Genomic DNA, 3,189 nt, shown 5'->3' on the forward strand with positions numbered 1-3,189 from the left:
TCCGAACCGGCTGGGGCACGGGCTCTCCTGTCGTCTGGATCCTGCCCCCTAGTATGGCGCAGGCGGCCCCGGCTTCGTGTAGCATGGCCGCATCCACATATTCTTGCACTTGGTCCAACAATAGTCGTTGGCGCGGTGCCCCGAGAGGACCCCCGCATGGCCCCGATTCGCCCCCGTTCCCCGCTCCGCGCGCTCGCCGCGGTCGCCGCGCTCGGCGCGCTCGCTCTAACCGCCGGCTGCGCCGCCGGACCCACGCGCGACACCGCGGCCCCCATCGTCTGGGCCATCGCCGGCACCAATCTCGAATCCGGGCACATGGACCCGCACCGCAGCCAGCTCGACTCGAGCAGCTACGTCGCGCGCCTCGCGCTGGACTCCCTCGTCTTCCTCGACGAGGACGGTGAGCTGCAGCCCTGGCTCGCCACCGATTGGGCCGTGGAGGACGGCGGCACGCGCGTCACCTTCCAGCTTCGCGAGGACGTGACCTTCCACGATGGCACCCCGTTCAACGCCGAGGCGGTCCGCGCGAACTTCGAGCACATCACCGCCGAGTCGACCGAGTCCGCCCAGGCCGTGAACATGCTCGGCGGGGAGCTCTACCTCGGCACCGAGGTGACGGGGGAGTTCTCGGTCGCCGTGTCGTTCTCCCAGCCCTTCGTGCCCTTCATCAACAACGCCTCCACCGCCTTCCTGGGGATGTACTCCCCGAAGACGCTCGCCGAGAACGCGGACCGCCTCCGCGTCGGCGGCCCCGGCGTCACGGTGGGCTCCGGGCCCTACGTCATGACGGATCTCGTGGCGCAGGGCCAGATCACCTACGAGCGGAATGCGGACTACGCCTGGGCCCCGGGTGGGGTGCCCCTGCCGGAGGCGCCCGCCCCCGGGCTCGAGCTGCGCTTCGTGCCTGAGAGCTCGGTGCGGGTGCAGGCGGTCAACAGCGGCGAGGTGGACCTGGCGACGGGCTTCGACCCGGCCGACGTCGCGCAGCTCGACCCCGCCCTCGAGATCACCGCGGTGGACAGCCCCGGTATCCCGTACTCCCTCTTTGCGAACACCCGGGACGGGGCCTTCGCCGAGGTCGAGGTGCGCCGGGCGTTCCGTGAGGCGCTCGACATTGACGCCGCCGTGCAGGCCACGTCCTTCGGGGAGCTCGACCGCGCGTGGGCTGCGCTGTCCCCAACGACGCCGAGCGGCTACGACCCCGAACTGGAAGGCTCGTGGCCCCAGGACCAGGATGCGGCGCGGGCGCGCCTCGACGCGGCGGGCTGGTCCGAGACGGCCCCCGACGGCATCCGCGTCAAGGACGGGGAGCGCCTGAGCCTCACCTGGCTGTCCTGGACACCGGGGTCCGAGGAGCAGACCTCGATGGCCGCGCTGTTCACGGAGTCGCTCGCGGAGGTCGGGATCGAGCTCACGCACGAGGTCGTTGAGCCCGCGGTCTACAACGAGCGCTACCCGGCCGGGGACTTCACCCTGACGGACTGGTCCTTCGCGGCCGTTGACGCGGACGCCCTGCGCGCCCACCTGCACTCGGCGGGGTTCCAGAACGCCTCCCAGGTGAACGACCCCGAGCTGGACGCGCTCCTGGAGCGGGCCGCGGCCGTGAGCGACCGAACCGAGCGCGGCGAGCTGTACCGCGAGGTGCTGCGCTGGAACGACGAGCAGGTGGCGATCATCCCCGTCTCCCTCCCCGCCATGATCGGCGCGCGCAGCCCCGAGCTGCGGGGCGTCGCCACGGACGTGTACGGCTGGCCCACCTTCGCGGGGGCCACCTTCGCCCCGGCCGAGTAACCTGGCTCGGTGACCCCACCTCGGCGCGCCCGACGCGCGACTGACCGCACGGCCAGCCTGCTCCGGCTGTTCCGGCTGCTCGCCGCGCGGGTCCTCGGCGCGCTCTTCGTGGTCTGGGCCGCCGTCACCGCCGCCTTCTGGGCCGTGGCGGCGGTGCCCGGCGACCCGGTCGAGGTCATGCTCGGCCCCCTCGCCGGGGTCTCGGCGGCGGGCAAGGACCGGCTCCGCAGCGAGCTCGGCCTGGATCGCCCCCTCCTGGAGCGCTACGGGGACACCCTCGCGAGCCTCGCCCGCGGCGACCTCGGGGAGTCTTACCAGCTGCGGCAGCCGGTTGCCGAGGCGCTCGGCGGGGCCTTCCCGCCGACCGCGAGGCTCGCGGTGCTTGCGTTGGGCATCGCCCTCGCGCTGGTTCTGATCGGGGCCCTGCTGGGCCGGGGCCGCCTCGGCGCGGGGCTCGTGGGCACCGCCGAGGTGCTCGCGGTCGTCCTGCCGAGCTTCTGGGTCGGCTTCCTCCTGATTACGGTGTTCTCGTTCTGGCTGGGCTGGTTCCCCGCCACCGGGAGCCGCACCGCCGCGAGCCAGATCCTGCCCGCGGTCACGCTCGCGATCCCGGTGGCCGGGGTGCTCGGTCAGGCGGTGCGCGCCGAGCTCGCCGACGTCGCGGCGAGCCCCTTCGCGCTCAGCGCCGCCGCGCGGGGCCTCGGCCCCAGCGGCCTCCTCGCGCGGCACGGGCTCCGGCACGCCGCCGTCCCCGCCTCGACCCTGATCGCCTACGTCGCGGGCGGGCTCCTGGGCGGCGCGATCCTCGTCGAGACCGTCTTCTCCCGGCCCGGGCTCGGCTCGCTCACGCTCACCGCGATCCTGAACCGGGACATGCCCGTGATCCTCGGCCTCGTCGCGGTGAGCGCCGCGCTCTTCGCCCTGCTCGGCGTGCTCGCGGACCTCGGGGTCTGGCTCGCCGACCCGAGGACCCGCCGAGCGGCCGCCCCGCCGCGCCCGCAGGGCCAAGCGGAGACCGGGGCTGCGCGAGCATGACCGGAACCCCCCGATGGCTCCTCCTCAGCGCCGCCACCGTGCTCGCCGCCGTGTTCGCGCTCGCCCTGATACCCGGGCTCGTCGCCCCGGCGGACCCCCTCGCGACGGACGCGGCCCGCGCGCTGCGCGCCCCCTCCGCGACGGCCTGGCTGGGCACGGACCAGGTCGGCCGCGACGTCTTCTCCCGTATCGTGCACGCGGCCCGGCCCGCCCTCGCCGTTGGCCTCGGGGCGACCCTGCTCGCGGCGACGCTCGGCTCGCTCCTCGGGTCCCTGCTCGGCCTGGCCCCCGAGTGGGCGGACCGGATCGGCGCGCGGTTGATCGAGGCGCTCATGTCGATTCCCGAGTTCTTGCTCGCGCTGA

The 3,189-nt window shown here is 74.0% G+C and carries 2 protein-coding genes and 1 pseudogene; all 3 read left to right on the forward strand.

Annotated features, from left to right (window positions below; genetic code table 11):
• The first annotated feature begins 156 nt into the window (after positions 1 to 156).
• Positions 157 to 1,791 carry an ABC transporter substrate-binding protein gene (locus OOT08_RS15425; protein ID WP_325093730.1) on the forward strand — a complete coding sequence of 545 codons (1,635 nt, stop codon included), beginning with the start codon at positions 157 to 159 and terminating at the stop codon, positions 1,789 to 1,791.
• A gap of 9 nt (positions 1,792 to 1,800) precedes the next feature.
• Positions 1,801 to 2,826 carry an ABC transporter permease gene (locus OOT08_RS15430; RefSeq protein WP_325093731.1) on the forward strand — a complete coding sequence of 342 codons (1,026 nt, stop codon included), beginning with the start codon at positions 1,801 to 1,803 and terminating at the stop codon, positions 2,824 to 2,826.
• Positions 2,823 to 3,189 (forward strand): annotated as a pseudogene (locus OOT08_RS15435) (ABC transporter permease); the annotation flags it as partial. The gene OOT08_RS15430 and the pseudogene OOT08_RS15435, both read left to right, overlap by 4 nt.

This window comes from Leucobacter sp. M11 (assembly GCF_035726885.1).
GTDB lineage: Bacteria > Actinomycetota > Actinomycetes > Actinomycetales > Microbacteriaceae > JAPFRB01.